Raw genomic sequence first — 332 nt, forward strand, 5'->3', positions numbered from 1 at the left:
GAATTACTGGGGATTAATGCAGATCAATTTAAACAAATTGTTTTACTCCCTCAAGGTGAATTTCGGAAATTATTAGTTTCTGATACGAAGGAAAAAGAAGAAATCTTACGTAAAATCTTTAAAACCGAATTATTCGATAAAGTGAAAGATACAATTGGAACTGCAAGATCTAAAATGGAATCAAATTTTAGAAATCTAAAGCAAAAAATTGTCATTAAATTAGAAACGATAGAAGATCTGTTATTAGATAAAGGTATTAATATATCAGAGGATGCTCAAATAAACATTCATATCGTTAATGATATTTTAGGTGAACATATTTCAACAATTGA

1 pseudogene is annotated in these 332 nt (G+C 27.1%); it reads left to right on the forward strand.

The annotated features are described in order from the left end of the window. Window positions 1-332, forward strand: a pseudogene (locus V7056_RS13435) (AAA family ATPase); the annotation flags it as partial.

The sequence above is a fragment of the Bacillus sp. JJ664 genome, from assembly GCF_036962205.1.
Classification (GTDB): domain Bacteria; phylum Bacillota; class Bacilli; order Bacillales; family Bacillaceae_G; genus Gottfriedia.